Origin of the sequence: Streptacidiphilus albus JL83 (assembly GCF_000744705.1) — a bacterium.
Classification (GTDB): Bacteria; Actinomycetota; Actinomycetes; order Streptomycetales; family Streptomycetaceae; genus Streptacidiphilus; species Streptacidiphilus albus.
The window spans coordinates 2947044-2964628 of record NZ_JQML01000001.1; the positions used below are offsets into that span (position 1 = coordinate 2947044).

At 69.1% G+C, this 17585-nt stretch carries 16 protein-coding genes; 4 read left to right on the plus strand and 12 right to left on the minus strand.

Annotation, left to right across the window (positions count from 1 at the left end; genetic code table 11):
- Nucleotides 1-160 precede the first annotated feature (160 nt).
- The gene (gene ltrA / locus BS75_RS12780) at nucleotides 161-1429 is read right to left on the minus strand and encodes a group II intron reverse transcriptase/maturase (RefSeq protein WP_197091934.1); all 1269 of its coding nucleotides are present in this window, start codon (nucleotides 1427-1429) and stop codon (nucleotides 161-163) included.
- Nucleotides 1430-1531: 102 nt separating this feature from the next.
- Nucleotides 1532-3235: an IS1634 family transposase gene (locus tag BS75_RS12785; protein ID WP_034088310.1), complete on the minus strand. Its 1704-nt coding sequence runs from the start codon at nucleotides 3233-3235 to the stop codon at nucleotides 1532-1534.
- 929 nt (nucleotides 3236-4164) lie between these two features.
- Here BS75_RS12785 and istA point away from each other — a divergent pair.
- From istA to BS75_RS12810, 4 genes are all read left to right on the plus strand, one after another.
- Nucleotides 4165-5439, plus strand: a complete 1275-nt coding sequence (gene istA, locus BS75_RS12790; protein ID WP_034088311.1) for an IS21 family transposase — start codon at nucleotides 4165-4167, stop codon at nucleotides 5437-5439.
- Complete coding sequence (gene istB, locus BS75_RS12795) at nucleotides 5436-6284, plus strand: IS21-like element helper ATPase IstB (protein WP_034086704.1); 849 nt, start codon at nucleotides 5436-5438, stop codon at nucleotides 6282-6284. The genes istA and istB overlap by 4 nt, the downstream gene beginning before the upstream one ends.
- A gap of 836 nt (nucleotides 6285-7120) precedes the next feature.
- Nucleotides 7121-8367, plus strand: a protein-coding gene (locus tag BS75_RS12805) for an IS3 family transposase (RefSeq protein WP_152646220.1) whose coding sequence is annotated in 2 segments (ribosomal slippage) — nucleotides 7121-7448 and nucleotides 7448-8367 — 1248 coding nt in all. Because the reading frame shifts where the segments join, the coding sequence is not laid out codon by codon here.
- A gap of 47 nt (nucleotides 8368-8414) precedes the next feature.
- A complete protein-coding gene (locus BS75_RS12810) occupies nucleotides 8415-9824 on the plus strand; it encodes an IS110 family RNA-guided transposase (protein ID WP_034088313.1) in 1410 nt (469 codons plus the stop codon).
- A 21-nt stretch (nucleotides 9825-9845) separates the two neighbouring features.
- Here BS75_RS12810 and BS75_RS12815 read toward each other — a convergent pair whose 3' ends face one another.
- The 10 genes from BS75_RS12815 to BS75_RS12860 form a co-directional block, all read right to left on the minus strand.
- Nucleotides 9846-10403, minus strand: coding sequence for a hypothetical protein (locus tag BS75_RS12815; protein WP_034088314.1), 558 nt, complete (start codon nucleotides 10401-10403; stop codon nucleotides 9846-9848).
- Between the two features lie 64 nt (nucleotides 10404-10467).
- Nucleotides 10468-11025, minus strand: coding sequence for a hypothetical protein (locus tag BS75_RS12820; protein ID WP_034088315.1), 558 nt, complete (start codon nucleotides 11023-11025; stop codon nucleotides 10468-10470).
- A gap of 79 nt (nucleotides 11026-11104) precedes the next feature.
- Nucleotides 11105-11443 carry a hypothetical protein gene (locus BS75_RS12825; protein ID WP_034088316.1) on the minus strand — a complete coding sequence of 113 codons (339 nt, stop codon included), beginning with the start codon at nucleotides 11441-11443 and terminating at the stop codon, nucleotides 11105-11107.
- 66 nt (nucleotides 11444-11509) lie between these two features.
- A complete protein-coding gene (locus BS75_RS12830; RefSeq protein ID WP_034088317.1) occupies nucleotides 11510-11692 on the minus strand; it encodes a hypothetical protein in 183 nt (60 codons plus the stop codon).
- Between the two features lie 77 nt (nucleotides 11693-11769).
- Complete coding sequence (locus tag BS75_RS12835; RefSeq protein ID WP_152646216.1) at nucleotides 11770-11985, minus strand: hypothetical protein; 216 nt, start codon at nucleotides 11983-11985, stop codon at nucleotides 11770-11772.
- A 995-nt stretch (nucleotides 11986-12980) separates the two neighbouring features.
- Nucleotides 12981-15902, minus strand: a complete 2922-nt coding sequence (locus BS75_RS46365) for a LysM peptidoglycan-binding domain-containing protein (RefSeq protein WP_081982278.1) — start codon at nucleotides 15900-15902, stop codon at nucleotides 12981-12983.
- Nucleotides 15899-16348: a hypothetical protein gene (locus BS75_RS12845; protein ID WP_042440185.1), complete on the minus strand. Its 450-nt coding sequence runs from the start codon at nucleotides 16346-16348 to the stop codon at nucleotides 15899-15901. The genes BS75_RS46365 and BS75_RS12845 overlap by 4 nt, the downstream gene beginning before the upstream one ends.
- The gene (locus BS75_RS12850) at nucleotides 16345-16809 is read right to left on the minus strand and encodes a TadE/TadG family type IV pilus assembly protein (protein WP_160312311.1); all 465 of its coding nucleotides are present in this window, start codon (nucleotides 16807-16809) and stop codon (nucleotides 16345-16347) included. The genes BS75_RS12845 and BS75_RS12850 overlap by 4 nt, the downstream gene beginning before the upstream one ends.
- A gap of 40 nt (nucleotides 16810-16849) precedes the next feature.
- Entirely contained in the window at nucleotides 16850-17248 is a 399-nt protein-coding gene (locus tag BS75_RS12855; protein WP_034088321.1) for a TadE/TadG family type IV pilus assembly protein, read from the minus strand.
- Nucleotides 17249-17365: 117 nt separating this feature from the next.
- Complete coding sequence (locus BS75_RS12860) at nucleotides 17366-17575, minus strand: hypothetical protein (protein WP_034088322.1); 210 nt, start codon at nucleotides 17573-17575, stop codon at nucleotides 17366-17368.
- Between the last annotated feature and the right edge of the window lie 10 nt (nucleotides 17576-17585).

A 17585-nucleotide genomic window follows, 5' to 3' on the forward strand; every position in this document is an offset into this window, starting at 1 on the left:
CACGAAGGTTTCCCATCCGCTGCAGGCTCCTGGGGCTCCGACGGTTCGCTCATTGGTAGTTAGAGGCGCGGTGCTCTTGCGAGTCCGTTTCCTCTGTCCCCTTTCAATCCGTGCATGCGGTTTTCCCGCACACGGCTTACCGATGATCTTCTTGACATGGTTACGCCGCCTTCGGATAGCGGATCGTGCCACGCAGTTGGTGCAGGCCGTGCCCGTTGAACCACTCTTCCGTCCAGACATTGCTCTGACCTGCCCGTAGGTTGCGGCCCCGCTTCTTCACCATGAGTCCGCGTAGCCGCCATACGACGTAGTCATCGACCTGTCTGAACTTCCGGGCGGCATTCCCGGTTCGGAAGTAGGCGCCCCAGCCGCGCAGGATCGGATTCAAGTCCGCGATCACGTCGCGGACATCCGTTCCCGACCGGCGGCGGTCGGTCCTGTCATGGACCTTGTCCCGGAGTCGCTTCATCGCCGCTTGCGAAGGCCAGCGATGCAGGAAGAACCGCACCTTGCGGTACTTCTTCCACATCCGGCCCGAGAACTGGGCTCTGAAGTGGCAGCCGAGGAAGTCGAGCCCTCCCCGACCCTCTCTGAGGTCAACCACCTTCGTCTTGTCCGGGTGCAGTTCCAGCCCCAGCGAGTCGAGAATCTCCCCGACCACCTCCAGGGCCCTCCTGGCATTGGCCACCGACCGGCACAGGACGACACCGTCGTCCGCGTACCGGACCAGTTCGCCGACACCGCGCTCAGCGAGCTCGGTGTCCAGGACGTGCAGGTAGATGTTGGCCAGCAAGGGTGAGATCACCCCGCCCTGAGGAGTCCCGGCGACCGTCCGCTGGAGTTCCCCGTCCACCATCACACCCGCCTGGAGCCACAACCGCAGCAGCTTGAGCACCCTGCGGTCCGACACCCGCCGCCCCACTTCGGCGAGGAGGCGACCGTGGTCGATCTCGCCGAAGAAGTTGCGGATGTCGAACTCCACGACCACGCAACGGCCCTCGATGAAGCCCGTCCGAAGACGCTCCATCGCCTGCGTCGCCGACCGCTTGGGCCGGTACCCGTACGAGGACGGCAGGAAATCCGCCTCGAACACCGGTTCCAGGACGATCTTCGCCGTCTGCTGAGCCACCCTGTCGCGCACCGTGGGGATGCCCAGCGGCCGCTTGCCACCCTGCGGTTTCGGGATGTCCACACGCCTGGCCGGCGCGGGACGGTACACACCTGAGCGAAGAACCTCCTGGAGCTCGCCGAGCATCCGGCCAACCCCGTACTGGTTCTCCACGAACTCCAGGGTGACCCGATCCACCCCGGCGCTCCCTCTGTTGGCCCGGACCCGCTCCCATGCCTCCCACAGGACGTCACCCCGGTGGATACGGTCGTACAGGGCATGGAAACGCCGCTCCGGAGACTGCTTGGCCCTGAGTTCCACAGTTGGCAGTGCCAACTAGGACACGAATATGTGGGTTGACCTGCGGAAATGCCTGTAGACACGCCGGGATGGCGTGTCACTAGGCGTGGGGATAGTGCCTGGTCAGCGGCCTGCGGTCAGGTCGATGATCTTCTTGGGCGGGGTGACGTCCAGGGCGGTGAGGATGTCGCGCTGGGGCTTGGTGAGCTCGGTGGACTGGCGGAAGGAGCCGGCCGGGCCGGTGTAGCTGACGGCGTGCAGCCGGTCCAGTTCCTTGCGCAGGCGGTTCCAGGTCTGGCCGGTGCCGGTTTCGGCGACGCGGATCAGCAGCAGGGCGAGCCAGCACAGCACGACGTGGGCGCGTATGCGGTCCTCGCGGCGGTGGTAGACCGGCCGCAGGTCGATGATCTGCTGCATGTCCCTCCAGCCTCGTTCCACCTCAAGAAGCTGTTTGTATCCCAGGGCGATGTCCTCGGCACTCAACTTCGGGTCGCTGCACCGTAGGAGGTACTTCCCGTCGAGCCGTTCCTCGGCGGCGATCTTCTTCTTGTCCACGCGCAGGAGGCCGCCGGGGGTCTGGCGCAGGAAGCGCCGCAGGCCGGGTTTGGTGGACAACTGTCCGGCGAGCTGGTCGCGTTCGGGGCGGGGCAGCTTGTCGGTGTCGGCGATGGCCTCGGTCAGGCGGGTGGTGAGCTGGTCGCGGATGGCGGCGTCGCGGGTGGCCTGGTCGGGGTTGAAGCAGATGACGAAGCGGTCGTCGGAGTCGATGTTGACTTCCTTGACCTGCATGTTGTCGCGCACGGTCGCGTAGCGGCCGGGGCGGGCCAGGGCTTGGCGGACTTCGGGGCTGTCGGTGCGGAGCTTCTCGCCGATGATGTATCCGCCGCCGCCCTGCATGAGGGTGCGGCGGTTCAGCGCGGAGGAGAAGCCGCGGTCGGCGACCCAGACGATGCGCGACAGGGTCCATTCGCGCAGTTCCGCGCGGACTTGGCGGATCAGGGCCTGGTCGCCGGTGCTGCCGGGCCAGGACCAGACGCGGACTGGGATGCCTTCGCGGGTGACGGCCATGCCGACCACGACCTGGGGCAGGTCGTCGCGGGAGTCCTTGGACTTGCCGTGGGTGCGAAACCCCGTCTCCCGGGCGGCGGTTGCCGGATCTTCCTCGGGGTCCAAGCGGCGGCCCTCGCTGTCGCGTGGGACGGGTTCGTCGGCTTCCTCGGTCTCGAAGTAGGTGGAGGTGGTGTCGAAGAACAGCAGGTCCACTTCCAGGTTGAGCAGGTCGGTGACCTGGAAGTACGCCTCCTTGGCCAGGGCGGGCTCGATGGTGAGCAGGTAGTCCATGGCCCGGTAGCAGGCCTCGTCGTTGATCTGGTCCAGGCCCTCGACGTGGACGTCGTCGGCGATCCATTCGGTGGCGGCGAGTTTGCTGGAGGCGGCCAGCGCACGGTTGGCGACCAGCGCGAACAGCACCCGCTCCACGCGCGGGTCCAGGCAGCGGCCCTCCAACTGCCGTCGGACGGCCTGGCCCAGGCCCAGGCGGTGCCACAGGCCGTCCAGGGCGTGGGTGCCGCCCAGCGGCCGGGAGCCGGTCAGGGTCAGATCGCCGGGCGTGGTGGCGACCAGGGCCTCGGCAGGATCGAGGAGCCGAGACAGGGCGGCGACCAGGCGCTTGACCGCGTCGCGGTCCAGTTCGTCCTCCCGGCCGAAGGAGTACAGCACTCGGGTACGCGAACGTCCCGCTTCCGGGTCCCACTCGTTGTGGGCCAGTTGCAGGTAGCGGACCGTCTGCCCGCTCTTGTTGCGGCGGGACGAAGCCTTCACGTACACGCCGCTAGACGATACGCCACTTTCCACAGGTCAAGAACCAGATGGCATGAGAATCGTGTCACTAGGCGTTTCCGGCCCGCGCCACTAGCCGCAACGCGCTGACCAGCGCTGATTCCTGACCTGACCCTACGAAACCCCGCTGAACTGTGGAACCCAGGTTGGCCGCAGTCCATAGCACGCGTTGCAGCTGTCGCACTTTAAGGACGGACGCACGCCCGTCCACTACGGCAGGGACGTCCCCGCCGGGGTAGTTGGCCGGTCTCTCTCCGGCCATGCCCTCGCGCTTACCCGCTCCACGAACATGATCAAAGTGGGGGTCCTTCCCTCCCAGCGCGTTATGTTGCACGCCGATCAGCGGTACTACGGCCCCCTCGGACTCCCGCTGCCCTCCGGACGACTTCACCATCGGCTTATACATCCGGTCTCCTGCCCGACGAAAGGCGTGGTCAGACGGGTCTCTCCTGTTCCGGCCCAGGCTATGCACACGTGCCGCCCCCCATACCCCGGGAGAACCCGAAGGGCTGACCCCGGAACAGGGCCCCCCGGACGTGGCCTTCGCTCTGACATGAGGGGCTCGGCTTCTCCGTTGTCGGTTTGACGAGGCTGCAAGGTTCGCTTGATGCTACGGCCCGCGTGCTTGCTCCCCCCCGAAGGGGCTCTTGACATCCCGCTCAGCCCGCCGCGTCTCCACGACGAACCGGGACCTGCTACCGGGCACTCCGGTGCCTACCCGGACGGGACTTCCACCCGCGAGTCTGGACCAGCTTTCAGGACGCACCATGCGACCACCGTAGGGTCGCGCTCCCGCCGCCACACCCCAGGTCTGTCGGCGTCGGGTGAATCCTGACCGCTATTCGGCGGTACAAATCTGACCCACCTGATGGTCGTCCGGTCATCCTGATCTTGGTGTTCAAGGTCAGGAGGAGAGGGTGATATCCGTGGAGGACTGGGCTGAGATCCGTCGGCTCCATCGGGCCGAGGAGATGCCGATCCGGGCGATCGCGCGTCATCTGGGCATCTCGAAGAACACGGTCAAGCGGGCGATCGCGACCGATCGGGCACCGGTCTACGAGCGGGCGGCGAAGGGCTCGGCGGTGGACGCCTTCGAGCCTGCGATCCGCGAGCTCCTGAAGGCGACGCCGTCGATGCCGGCCACGGTGATCGCCGAGCGCATCGGCTGGGAGCGCGGGATAACGGTCCTCAAGGAGCGGGTCCGTGAGCTGCGCCCCGCCTACCTGCCCGCGGATCCCACCGGGCGGACCCAGTACCTGCCTGGCGAGCTGGCGCAGTGCGACCTGTGGTTCCCGCCGGTCCACATCCCGGTCGGCTACGGCCAGGTCGCCTGCCCGCCGGTGCTGGTCATGGTCTCGGGCTACTCGCGGATGATCACCGCGCGAATGATCCCGACCCGGCAGACCGGCGACCTGATCGCTGGCCATTGGCGGCTGCTGTCCGACTGGGGCACGGTCCCCAAGATGCTGGTCTGGGACAACGAGTCCGGCATCGGCCAAGGCAAGCTGACCACCGAGTTCGCCGCGTTCGCGGGCCTGCTCGCCGTCAAAGTGCATCTTTGCCGCCCTCGTGATCCAGAAGCGAAAGGGCTGGTCGAGCGGGCCAACGGCTATCTGGAGACCAGCTTCGTGCCCGGCCGCACCTTCACCGGCCCCGACGACTTCAACACCCAGCTCGGCGACTGGCTGCAGGGCGCGAACCGGCGCCTGCACCGCAGCATCCAGGCCCGCCCCGTGGACCGCTGGGAAGCCGACCGCGCCGCCATGCTGGCCCTGCCTCCGGTCGGCCCCCCGCAGTGGTACCTCTTCCACACCCGCATCGGCCGCGACCACTACCTGCGCATCGACCTCAACGACTACTCCGTGCACCCGCGCGCCATCGGCCGCCGCGTCCAGGTCACCTGCGACGCCGACCTGATCCGCGTCGTCACCGACGGCGGCGACCTGGTGGCCGAGCACCCGCGCTGCTGGGCCCGCCACCAGACCCTCACCGACCCCGACCACAAGAGTGCCGCCGACCAGATGCGCGGCGACTTCATCCACGCCAAAGCCGCCGCGGCCGCACGCTCGCGCACCGCCACCGCCCTGGCCCCCGACAACCTGGGCATCGAAGTCGAGGAACGACAACTCGACACCTACGACAGGATCTTCACCCTCATCCAGGGCGGCGCCGGCCAGGAGGAGAACCGATGACCAGCACCATCGAAACCGATCAGGACGCCACCGAACCTGCCTCCACCAAGGCCGCCAGCGGGCGTCGCACTGCCAAGCAGACCGCCTCCGACCTGGCGTTCTACGCCCGCGCGATGAAGGCCCCAGTGCTACTGGACGCCGCCGAACGCCTGGCCGAGCGGGCCCGGGCCGAAACGTGGACCCACGCCGAGTACCTGGTCGCCGTCCTGCAGCGCGAGGTCGCCGCCCGCGAGTCCCACGGCGGCGAGGGCCGCATCCGCGCCGCCCGCTTCCCCGCGGTCAAGACCTTGGAGGAGCTCGACGTCACCCATCTGCGCGGCCTGACGCGCCAACAGCTCGCCCACCTGGGAACATTGGACTTCATCACGGGCAAGGAGAACGCCATCTTCCTGGGCCCGCCCGGGACCGGGAAGACACACCTGGCCACCGGCCTCGCGGTCCGCGCCTGCCAGGCCGGACACCGCACCGCGTTCGCCACCGCCGCCCAGTGGGTCGACCGCCTCAAGGAAGCGCACGCCGCCGGACGGCTGCAGGACGAACTCGTCAAACTCGGCCGCTACCCGCTCATCGTGATCGACGAAGTCGGCTACATCCCCTTCGAGGCCGACGCCGCGAATCTCTTCTTCCAACTCATCTCCAACCGCTACGAACGCGCCAGTGTGATCGTCACCAGCAACAAGCCCTTCGGCCGCTGGGGCGAGGTCTTCGGCGACGAGACCGTGGCCGCCGCCATGATCGACCGCCTCGTCCACCACGCCGAGGTCCACTCCCTCAAAGGCGACTCCTACCGCATGCGCGGCCACGACCTGGGCCGCGTCCCCACCGCCGTCAACGAAACCAGCTAATGAAGATCAACTGACGACCCGAGGGTCAGCGTTCAACCGGCGAAACTGGGTCAGAGTTCAGCCGCCGCCGACAAGGTCAGCCGAATGGGGCCCGGAAGGGGCCGGGCAAGCAGTGGCACCCCCTTCAGTACTGCATCGGATGCCGTGAGGACTTCGCCGAAACCAGGCAGCGATCGCCGAACTGGTCTCGGACCGCTTCGCCCGCCGGGTGGCCCGGCGCTGGGTGAGCACACACGCCAAGGTCGGTGGCTGCGTTTGCAGCCCTGATGCGAGCGCACTCGGCGCGAGACCGTCCAGGCCAGACATTGACGGAGCCCCGCTGCAGCCATCGGAGTGACGGTCAATGAAGGGGATGGTCGCCGGGAGGATGTTCTGGTGCGTGGAGCGGGGCCGCCGGTGGGACGGCCCCAGAGCGAGGAGGGGTCATGTAAGGAGGATCTGGGTTTGATCCCCTCGGGTCCTCGGGGTTCCACTGGAAGCCCCGACGGGTTCGGTGTAGCGGCGGAGAGATAGGGGTCTGGGTCGGTGCCTGTGGGTGCCGGGCCCCGTACGCCTGATTGCCGTCACCGGCCCCGGCCGTGGATGCCCCGCATGAGGAAAGTGGGCAGGTCCGAGCTTCGGGTCTGGCCCGGTTGCAGCACATGAGTGGGTGCCGCAGCTCGACGCCGGTGCCACCGGCGGTCTTCGGCCGCCGTGGTGGGACCATCGCCGAAGCCGTCGTGGGATCTCTCTTGCCCGTGAAACGGAGGCGCGACGATGGAAACCAGGGCATTCCCCCCAATAGGTGAACATCGCGGACACTGGATCTCGTGGATCCAGAGGAAGAGATGGCACTCATGGTGCACAGGCACTATTCGGCGGAGTTCCGGGCTGACGCGGTGGGGCTGTACCGCTCCGACCCCAGGCTCACGTATGCGCAGGTCGGGTGGGATCTGGGGGTCCACGCGGAGACGGTGCGGCAGTGGGTGCGGGCCGAGGGTGCCGCCCCGGGCCCCGACGGCATCGTGCCGCCTGTCGCCGCGGCTGCGAACACGCCCGAGGAGCGGATCGCACGGCTGGAGGCGGAGAACGCGGCCCTGCGCGCGGAGAACGGCACGCTGCGCAAGGACAAGGACACCCTCGGCGTCGAGCGGGACATCCTGAGGAGGGCGACGAAGTATTTTTGCGCAGAGACGAACTGGTGACGCACCGCTTCCAGTTTGTTGAGGACCACCGAGAGGCCTTCGAGGCCAAGCGGCTGCTGGAGGCGATGGAACTGTCGGCCTCGACGTACTACAAGTGGCGCCGGACCGCGCCGGCCCGCCTGGCCCGAGCCGAGGCGGACTCTGCGCTCGCCTCCGAGATCCGCAGGATACACAGCGACTCCGACCACGCCTACGGCTCACCGCGCGTCACCGCCGAGCTGCGGTCCCGCGGCCTGCTCGTCAACGAGAAGAAGGTGGCGCGCGTGATGAGCAAGTTCAGCATCGTCGGCACCCACCTGCGCAAAAAGGTCCGCACCACGGTGCCCGACCCCTCGGCGACGCCGGTGGCGGACCTGTTCAACCGGGACTTCAACGCCGATCTGCCAGGAACCAAGCTGATGGGCGACATCACCTACCTGCCGGTCGGGGACGGCGAATTCCTTTATCTGGCAACGGTGCTGGACTGCTTCAGCAGGAGAGTGATCGGCTGGTCGATCGCCGACCACATGCGCACGGACCTGGTCGCCGACGCCCTCGCGATGGCCGCGTCCACCCGCGGCGGCCTGGACGACGCGATCTTCCACTCCGACCACGGAGCCCAGTACAGCAGCCGCCAGTATGCCGACCTGTGCGGCAAGTTGGGCGTCACCCAGTCCATGGGCGCGGTCGGCACCAGCGCCGACAACGCCGCCTGCGAATCGTTCCACGCCTCCCTGAAGCGGGAGATCCTCAAGGGTGCCCGGCGCTGGCCGGGAGCCGCCGCCTGCCGCAGCCAGGTCTTCTACTGGATCAACCGGTACAACACCTGGCGGCGCCACCGGGCAAACGGGCAACTCAGCCCAGTCGAGTACGAGCGTCAGCACGAACTCCAGTCAGGTAGCCTGACACTCACCGCATAACCCCACAAAACCGATGTTCACCACTCGGGGGGAAGCCCCCCAGGCTCATGGGGGTCGACCTGGGAATCGCCACTAAGCACGTGGCGGCGGTCCTGGACAGCGGCGGGCGGCCGCTGATGCGACGCTCGTGCCGACCCACCGCCCAGTCCATGGGCTGGCTCGAACAGCAGGCCCTGAACGGAGCGGCCCCCGATGCCCGCCTGGTCGTGGTCATCGAGCCGACAGGCCCCGCGTGGCTCCCACTGGCGGCGTTCTTCATCGGACACGGCCACCAGGTCCTGCGGGTGTCGTCCGCGAAGGCCCACGACCTGCGGAAGTTCTACGCCCGCCACACCAAGACCAACGGCATCGACGCCGAGGCCCTGGCCCGCATCCCCCTCGCGGACCCCGCCGGCGTGCACCCGCTGGTGCTGCCCGCCGCGGCCCCTGCCGCGCTGGACCGCCGGGTCCGCGCGGTGGACCGGCTCACCCGCGAGGGCGCCGAGCACAAGGTCCGCCTGCGCGACCTGGTCCGCCAGATCATGCCTGACTCCCCGCTGCACGCCGACCTCGGCGTCGCCGACCTGGCTGTGCTGGAGCACTACGCGGACCCGCATGCCCTGGTCCGCCTCGGCCCGGCCCGTCTGACCGCCCTGATCCACCGTGTCTCGCACAGCCACCAGGGCGCCGAGCGTGCCGCGGAGTGGCTGCACGCGGCCCGCGTCTCCCTGGAGGTCTACGCCGGCTACACCGGCATGCCCTTCACCGACCTGGCCGAGGAAATCGCCACCGAGGTCCGCCGGATCCGCGCCCTGGACACCGAGACCGGCCACCATGCCGCTGCCCGGGACCTGGCCTACCAGTTCACCGACCCCCGCCGACTCGCTGCGACGCTGCCGGGCCTGGGCGTCATCGGCGCACCGGCGGTCACCGCTGCGATCGGCGACCCGCACCGCTTCCGCACCGCGGGGAAGTTCAAGTCCTACACCGGCCTGGCCCCACGCGTTTCGCAGACCGGTGACACCGACCGCAAGGGCCAGTCGATGACCAAGGCCGGCCCGCAACTCCTGCGCTCCACCCTGGTTCGGGCCGCCGACATGGCCCGCAAACAGGACCCGCAGCTCGCGAAGGTCTACTACACCCAGATGGTCGAGCGCGGAGCCCCGCATATCAAGGCCCTGTGCGTCACCGCCGCCCACCTCGCCGAACGCCTGTGGACCACGATGGAACGCCAGATGCCCTACGTGATCTGCGACCCCGACGGGCACCCCGTCACCCCGGCCCAGGCCAAGGAACTGATCGCCCGAAGCTGGACCGTTCCTGAGGAAGTCCGCGCCCGCCGCCGCAACACCAAACGCGAGAAGAAAGCGGGGAAGGCCCCTCAGCAGGTCCGCGCGGGACGTGCAGGACGAGGCGACCCTCCCCTGCCACAAGCCTCCGCGCCGAACCTGCAAAGCGTCAAACGCTCCACAGGTTGACACAACATCCTCCATAGGAAATCAGGTGCGGCGGACGCATCCGGCGTGGCCGCAGCCGCCGCACCAGCCGCCGTTCGCGCAGGCGCAGGAGCACCGTCCGCTGGTGCCGCGCACTCGTGACAGGCGACGGGTCGGTACGGAGTCGATGCCAAGTTCGGGCCGCACGGCGACCGGAGCGGCCGGGGCGGTGAGGTGGGTGTAGGTGTCGATCTGGGCGCCGAGGGTCTCGCTCAGGAGTTCCTGGTGGTGCAGGCACATGTCGATCTCGGCACCGAGGACGGCCATCGTGTTGGAGGCGGGGTGAGGGCTGACGCGGCCTCCGTCTGCGAGGCATTTGGCGTGCTCGCGCAGGATGGCGATCTTGCAGGCGAGGGTGCTGGCGGTGGCGTCCAGGCGACTGACCGTATCGGTGATCTGCGCAGAGATCAGCACCGGGCCGGGGCGGCCGTCGGCGCGGGCGGCGGCGAGGAGGTCACGTGGGCGGGCAACGCCCAGCCGCCGATGCAGCAGGTGGCGCCCGGGGGTGGTCACCGGGTCCGGGGTAGTGGTGGGCCGAGGCTGGGCGGGGTCGATCGTCATGGTGTGCCTTCCGATGTGGTGGCGGTGTCGCCCCATCGCGGGGCAACACCGGTGTGAGAGTGGGTCAGACTGCAGGGTCGAGATCGGCGTGGGCGGCGGCCTTGACGGTGGTGGGGTGAAGGGTGCCGTCGGGCAGCAAGATTCGGCCGCAGGAGGTGACGAGGCCGAGGTGGACGCCATCGCGCTCTCGCTGGGCGGCGAGGGACAGAACGTCGCCTGGGCGCAGGACACCCGTCGCAATGAGGAGGGCAAGTTCGCCGAGGGGTTCGGGGTCGGGGTCGCAGGTGGCGAGCTCGACCGCCAGTGCGGCCAGGCGCAGCGCGCGCTCGGCGGTCGGCCGCAGCCGCTCCAGCCAATTGCCGGGCCACACGGTGTCGATGATCGGCATCGGGTCGTGGGCGCTGCCCAGCCACAACTGGACCGGGGTTCCGGCGGTGGCGGCCGGTCCCCAGGCCAGGCCGACCTCGCCAGGTTGCAGTAGCCGTCCCCAGGGGTGGGGGCGGGCGGTGAACGCACCACCTGCGGTGCGGTCGACCCGTGTTGCGGTCACGTGGGCCCAATCGGCGGGCATCGCGTCGGCTGCGTACGGACGGAGGTCGAGGATGTCGGGGTCGTTGGTCACGGGAGGGCTCCTTCAGGAATTCGAGGGGTGGGTGGGGCCGGGGCGGCAGGGTGCTGCCGCCCCGGAGTTGGAGGGAAGGTCAGTCCTCCGGCCAGGACTGGGGCTGGCGGGGGTGGATCGGGCAGGTTTCGGGGGCGGTGTCGCGTAGTGCGGGGTCGGCTTCCTGGTCGAGGTCGGGGGCGAGGTGGACGGTGTAGTGGGCGGCACGGATCATGCGGGCGGCGTCGGTTGCCATCGCGTTCTCGCTGCCCGGGCGCAGGTCGTAGGGCAGGCGGTGGAACACCGTGCCGAAGAAGTCCTCTCGCCAGAACCCGGCCCTGGCCAGGAGGAGCGCGATCAGGGGGTCGCAGCCGTGGGCGGTGGTGCCGCTGCTGGCGTGGCGGCAGATGTAGACCTCGACGTCGGGTGTGCGGGCCATGGCGGTGCTCCTTCTCAGCTTCGGGAGGCGTTCGGGCCGGGCAGCGGGGTGGCGGGTTGGGTCACGTCAGCGTTGGGTGGTCCAGGCGGTGGGCGGGTGTCCGCCCCGGGTCAGCCAGTCGTCGAGGGCTTCGATGCCCTCCAGGGCTTCGGTGGCCACGCCGGACCAGTCGGCCTCGGGTTCGCGGCCGATCTCGTCGATGCGGGCGATCAGTTGGCGCAGGGCGCGCAGGATCGTGTCCGGGTCCATGGGGGTCCTCCTCCGGGCAGGTGGTGCGGGGGGTGAGGTTGCGGTCGGACCCGCCAGGGCGGGTCCGACACGGTGCGCTATCGGCGGCGGTCGGTCTCAGGGAGGAGCTCCACCCGGCGGTGCGAGCCGAGGACGCTGGTCAGCGGGGGCGTGCCGTCCTCGGGTACGAGGGTGATCCGGGACCAGCCCCGTCCTCCGGTCATGCCGTTCTGGACCCGGGTCAGTCGCCCCCGGAAGGTGACCTCGCTGCCGAGTTCCCCGTGACCGCCCGCCGCCATCTCGGACGTGATCATGGTGGTGAACTCCGCGCGTCGCCCCGCATGCGCGGGCCGAAGTTCCACCGCGTTCAGCAATTCCTGTCGCTCCACTTTCGTCCCTCTTTCTTCCGTCGCCGGGCATGGGAATCCCGGGATAGAGTTCCTCGGGGTGCCCTTTTCGGTGGACTTTCCGCTTTCCGGTATTCCCGGGCACATTTCAAAGATAGCTCGACAACCGCCGACGAGTCGAGCGGAAATGGGGCTCCGAACCGCTGGAATATCGGCGGATTCGCGACGCATCGCAATGCAATTCCGGAATTCCTCGACGCAAAGCGTCGTCGCCACGGCGGGCGACAACCGATCGCCGGACCGTGCGCAACCGCCACCCCATGCCAACAATCATGAAACCGCCGGCTTGACTCCATGATCATTCCGACGGGCGGCCAGACGCCCCGGCCAACGGGGCGCACCTCCGGCGGGCGGTGAGCGGGCGACGGACGCGGAGTGATCATCTGCCCACGCCGTTCCACCCGCGTCCGCTCCTCCCGGCGAAACGACAGGAGGTGCGGGTTGGGCCGAGCACGGGCTGGACCTGTCGACCGGGGAGGAAGGAAAGACGTACATAAGACTGCGAGGAAGAGAGAGGAAAGCAGGATGACGGATCCGAAGCAGCAGCCGCCGACGGGCCGACACGTGCGCGAGAGACCGGGTGGGGACCGATCCCGGTATTGGAGTCTGACCACCTCGCGGTTCCCGATCTGGGCCTGTGGACTGCGGCTTCTCATGCCGGACAGGGTGTCGTGCCTCTAGCGGGACGGACTGCGGGACGCCCGAGACAGGACACCCGAGACAGGACGGGCTGTGGGACGGACCGTCGCGCCTCGGCCCCCGCCCGAGGGGGTATCCCGATCGACCTACTCCGGGCGACCGGTCCGGCTTTCCAGCCACCCGTCCCCCTCCAGCACTCCTGCCGCCGCGTCGCTGCGCAGCAGCGGGGGTGTCTCCATTGGTCGCTCGCCACACGGTGGTTGTCAACGCCGTGTGCGGGGGACTGCCTCAGGCGTAAGGCGGATAGGCGTCGGACGAATGGTGGGGTCCAGGAGGCGGCGGAACTCGACGACGACGGCGGGCGACGGGCGTTCGTCGATCTCGCCGAGGTGCTGTTTGAGCTGTTCCAGGGTGCGCAGGACAGCGTCGCTGCGGCCGAGGGAGGCAAGGAGGCGGGCCTGGCGCAGATGGAGGTGTTCGTTGCAGGTGTCCAGGCTCAGGGCGTGGCCGAGATGCCGGAGGGTTTCCTCCGGCGGTTGGCCGGGTGCGGAGGCGAGGGTGTCGAGGCAGTCCAGAAGGCGCCGTCGCAGGTCCTCGCGGTGAATGTCGAGCCATTCGGCGTCATCGGCCCCCAGGAGCGGACCAGTGTCCAAGTCGGCCGCATGGCGGCAGGCCGCCAGTCGCGCCTGAGGGGCAGCGGCCCGGTGGGCAACTTTCAGAGCGCTGCGCAGGTCGTCCAGATCGCTGCTGATGAGCTGGGGATCGAGTCGCCAGCCGACCGGGTTCTGGACAAACAGCATCGCAGCAGATGCTCCGAGGGCGTCGCGCAGCAGGCGTCGGGCGTATGCCTTGGTGTTGTCGAACTTCGCCTGTGCGCGCTCGGGGGTGGCGGCATGTGCCGGCCACAGAGAGGTGGCGATCAGTTGGGTGGAGGCACCGGCGTCGTGGACGGCCAGGAACGCCAGGAGTTCACCGACGCTGCCGGACAGTGGTCGGCCCGCGGAACCGCGCACGTCCATCGCAGCAGTACCGAGCAGAGTGAGGCGGAGCGGCCGACTCCTGACGTGGAGCCCAGCCGTCGGAGGGGGCGCCGACTCGGCCTCCGACTCCAATGCGGGAGTGACAATGTTCGTGGGCTGTGGCTCGACGACGGTCGTTGCCGTGACCGCCCGGACGGGCCCGGCCGAAATCTGCACAGGAATCGCAACCGGCGCGGGATCCGATTCGGGCGGAGGGGCCGAATTTCGCGCCACCTCAGGAATTGAATGAGAATCCTCGTGCTCCTCAGGTGAGGATTCCCGAATTCCAGAATAGCCCTCTTCGCAGTTCCTGTCCGGTGCGGCTACGTGTGCAGCTCGGATGACGCGGAGCAGGATATCGGCGGAGTTCTGAGCCAGATGGAAGAAGCGTGGCAGGAAGGCGTCGTCGGGGCAGTAGTCGTGGTTACGGGTGGTGCCATCGGATGCGACCTCGTAGTCGGCCAGGTCTGAGGTCGGGCCGAGGTGGACGGCACCCAGGCACCGGCTTGCGCCGCGCAGTATGCGGTCCAGGCGGTGCTGTTGGCGGCGGTCGAGTCCAGAGGCAACCAGGACCAGGCGCGGCACGCCGCCGGAGTCCTCGTCGCCCGTGGTCTCGATGTCGCCGTCGCGGGCGTGGTCAAGGGCATGGTCTTCCAGGTACTGCAGTGCCGCGTCGGTGGTCTCAGCGATGGTCACGCCGAGTAGCTGAGTGCCGATCAGAGCCGGAACGAGGCGCTCTGCCTCGGCTGCAGCCAACACGAGGTGCTCGCCGCGGCCAGTGGGCGCCGTGGTCAGGGCGGAGACCAACAGCGCACGGACGGCATCGTCGGCACCGGGACCGGTCAGCGCGAACTGAGCGCCAGGGGAGCGGTCCAGAACATCGGCGAGGGCGAGCGTGCCGTCCGCCGCCGTCCCGAGGGATACGCGCGGCATCTGCTCGTCACCGACCAAGGGCTCATCCCACTCGCGGGCCAGACGGCGTATGCCGTGGATCAGCGGGTTCTGTTCGGGACCGGCAGGTGTCGGTGTCCTCAAGGGCCTTGGAGCGGTGGGTCGATACGAGTCGCGTCGGCGGCGGCGGGCGAGTAGTGCAGCAGCGGAGCCCAACGCAGCCAGTGTGGCAACGTCGATGTAGCCGACGCCGCCGGGCAGTTCTACTCCGTGGCGCCGCCGGCCGACCGACTCGTGCGGCGCAGACCCGGAGGTCGGTTGACTGTGCTGGTCGGGGTGGCCGGGCGAGGACATCTGCGGCACCTGACCTGTCGGCGCAGGGGCGATCGGTGCGGGGATGACCGGAGTAGCAGTGACGGGTGCGGGCGCGCTCGGTGCGGAGGCGGTCCTGGGCTGTGGGCTCGCAGGCCATGCGCCGCCACCACGCCCAAGCGGTGACGTGGTGGGTTCGGGGGTTCCGAGGTTCTCAGCCGGCAGGGCGAGTTGCCAGCCGGGGTAGATGCGGTCGGGGTTCGTCAGTCGGCGGCCGTCGGCCTGTTCGCGGCCGTGGTTGAGCCGGTAGATCTCCTGCCAGCGCAGAGGGTTGTCCAGATGGCGGCGGGCCAAGTCCCAGAGGGTGTCGCCGTGCCGCACCGTGCACACCGAGTCCTGCGGGGTCGACGAATCCAGCGGTCGCCACTGTCGCTGGGTCGAGGTCGCCACATCGGCTCCGTAGTCCGGGCCAGGTGTCAACGGGGCGGTGACGGCAGGCAGGGTGTAGGCGGCGGGCGTCGGAGTGCCCGGGGCAAGGGCTGGAACATGTTCTGCGCGCACCGCTGCGAGCAGGCCCAGGACCAGAGTGGCGATCAGCACACCGGTGAGGCCGCGCCGAGCAGCGAGTAGCCGGACATCCGTGCCGCGCAGGACGGCCGGCAGCTGCCGTAGCCACCAGGCCCCCTCAAGAAGGGTGTTGAGGCACAGGACTGCCCAGGTCACCCACCCCGCCACGACGAGGGCTTCCAGCAACAGCGGAACGCTGGGAGGACTCTGGACGGTGTTCCACAGGTCCTCAAGGCTCGGCAGGCGGTCGGAGAGCAGCCAGCCGCCGTAGTGGCGGAGGACGTAGGGCAGTCCGGAAAGCAGGGCGATCAGGAGGGTGGCGGAGCCGGCGGCCTGAGCGAGGCTGGCCAGGCGGCACCGCTCTGGCCCGCAGGGAAGTCGGGTACGGCTGTTCATCGGACGCCGGTAGTGGCGGCGTGTGCAGTGGAGTCGGCCTGGACGGTCAGGGTGCTCAGGCCGACGAGGGTGAGCAGGGTGGTGTGGATGGTGGCATGGACAGTGACGGCGACGTTCTGGGTGGTCGCGCGGGCGGTGCCGGTGGCTCCCTCGGAGGCGAGGTACTCATCGGCAGCCTGTCCGGCAGCGGCGGGTGAGAGTTGGACGGTGCCGCTGGTGCGCAGGCGGTCGAGGTCGATGGCCTGCGCACCGGCGCGGGCGGCGTCCTCGGCCTGGCCCATGGCCTTGACCTCGGCGGTCAGGGCCAGGCCACCGTCGACGACCAGTCCGGTCACTGCCAGCAGGGCGACGACCATGACGGCGGTGAACGCCGTCACCGTGCCCGCATCGCGCGGACGCCGACCTGCAGGGGCCGGTCCGGGGCGGCGGGACTCGGAGGATGTCACGGGTTGCCTCCCAGGTCGAGTGCGCTGCGGTAGGTGTCGATCGGGGCGCGCGCGTCACCGGCGCTGGTATGGGAGATGGGCACGATGGAGCCGAGGTCGGCCAGGTCGGTGGTGCAGGCAACGCGGACTGCGACGCTTCCGCCGGGCCGGAAGGCGCTGGTGTCGGTGGTGACGGCGAGGTTGCGGCAGTAGCGTCCTGCCTGTGCGAGAGTCTGCCCGGCGGCGAGCTCGGCCGCCTGCACCGCCGCTCCGGGACTGCGCGTAAGCGAGGCCGCGCGGGCGGCCTGCTGAGCTGCGTCGGCGACGTCCATGTGCGTGTTGACCAGTTCCCCCAGTGCGACGGTGACCGTCAGCACCAGCGCCAGCAGCGGGACGACGAGCACCATCTCCAGGCTCGTCGAACCCCGTTCGGCCTCGGTGTGGGTCCACATCCCCGCTCCCAGCCGGTGGTACGCAGTCATGCTGCTCCCCCGTCTGCGCCGGCGTGCGGCAGAGACGCGGTCATCCGCCGGGTCCGCTGACATCCTGGGTGATCCGTTCGACAGGTCCGGCCGCATGGGCGCGGATACGCAGGTGGACGAAGGGGACGACCTCGGTGGCCGTGCCGGTGATCGTGACCGTGGACTCCTGGTCGGTTCGGGTCACTGCGGCCCGGGTGTTCAGGAGGTTCCGCCCGGCCAGTCGGCTCAGGTCGGATGCGGCCTCGGCCTGCCCGGCCGCAGCACTGGAGCCCTCGGCATTGGCGACGGCCAGGGCCCGATCGGCGACCGCCTGGGCGATCTGCTGGGCGTGCAGCGCGACACCGAACTGGACGACCGCCAACATCGTCAGCAGCAACAGCGGAACCGCCACCAGCAGCTCGGGCGTCGCCGACCCTCGGTCCGAGGGTCTTCGCGCCAACCGTCGCCCTGGGGCGGACCGGTGCCGTGCCGACAGCTCGGCGCAGCTGTCGCGGGTTCCTGGTGATGGCGGCATGGGGCACGTCTCCGTCGGTGTTCGTCGGGGCCGGAGGGGATGTCATGGGTTGAGGTTGATGCCCTTGGCCAGGTTGACGACCTTGGAGCTGAGGATCGCGATGACGGTGATCGCCATGAGGACGAGCAGCGCGGTGATGATGACGGTCTCGGTGGTGTACCCGGCGTCGCTGGGTTGCTCGGACAGGCGGGCGCGCATCCTTGTCCACAGGGTGTGGGCGATGGCGGCGGTGGCGGCGACATAGGCACGCATGGGTCGATTG

Bases quoted from the DNA above. Each gene is read 5' to 3' on its own strand.
- BS75_RS12810 (WP_034088313.1), top strand. From the start codon at position 8,415: ATGGGGGTCGACCTGGGAATCGCCACTAAGCACGTGGCGGCGGTCCTG.
- BS75_RS12825 (WP_034088316.1), bottom strand. From the start codon at position 11,443: ATGGCCCGCACACCCGACGTCGAGGTCTACATCTGCCGCCACGCCAGC.
- istB (WP_034086704.1), top strand. From the start codon at position 5,436: ATGACCAGCACCATCGAAACCGATCAGGACGCCACCGAACCTGCCTCC.
- BS75_RS12815 (WP_034088314.1), bottom strand. From the start codon at position 10,403: ATGACGATCGACCCCGCCCAGCCTCGGCCCACCACTACCCCGGACCCG.
- BS75_RS12860 (WP_034088322.1), bottom strand. From the start codon at position 17,575: ATGCGTGCCTATGTCGCCGCCACCGCCGCCATCGCCCACACCCTGTGG.
- BS75_RS46365 (WP_081982278.1), bottom strand. From the start codon at position 15,902: ATGAACAGCCGTACCCGACTTCCCTGCGGGCCAGAGCGGTGCCGCCTG.
- BS75_RS12850 (WP_160312311.1), bottom strand. From the start codon at position 16,809: ATGACTGCGTACCACCGGCTGGGAGCGGGGATGTGGACCCACACCGAG.
- BS75_RS12835 (WP_152646216.1), bottom strand. From the start codon at position 11,985: ATGATCACGTCCGAGATGGCGGCGGGCGGTCACGGGGAACTCGGCAGC.
- BS75_RS12830 (WP_034088317.1), bottom strand. From the start codon at position 11,692: ATGGACCCGGACACGATCCTGCGCGCCCTGCGCCAACTGATCGCCCGC.